This window comes from Enterobacter cloacae complex sp.6700776 (assembly GCF_048284255.1).
Taxonomy (GTDB): domain Bacteria; phylum Pseudomonadota; class Gammaproteobacteria; order Enterobacterales; family Enterobacteriaceae; genus Enterobacter; species Enterobacter intestinihominis.
The window spans coordinates 1-306 of the sequence record NZ_JBLVYK010000158.1 but is presented as its reverse complement, the minus strand read 5'-3'; the positions used below and the strand labels follow the sequence as shown (position 1 = coordinate 306).

Sequence of the window (306 nt, the reverse complement as noted above, 5' to 3'; positions counted from 1 at the left end):
CCCTCATATTGTACCACTATCAGAACAGGTTATTGATTTGTTGAAACAGATACACCCAATTAGTGGTAGTTATCAATATATATTCCCTAGCCGCACTGATTATAGAAAGCACATATCAGATATGGCATTGAATACGATGATTAGGCGCATGGGCTACAGCGGCAGAGCCACAGGCCACGGTTTCAGGCATACAATGAGCACCATCCTGCACGAACAAGGCTATAACTCTGCATGGATTGAGACGCAGCTTGCACACGTTGATAAAAACTCTATTCGTGGAACGTATAACCATGCTCAGTATATTGA

General features: G+C 42.8%; 1 protein-coding gene. It reads left to right on the top strand.

Features of this window, described 5'->3' with window-relative positions:
- Positions 1 to 306, top strand: a 306-nt coding sequence (locus ACNQ0T_RS23695) for a tyrosine-type recombinase/integrase (protein WP_417930440.1), incomplete at both ends; no start/stop codon positions are given.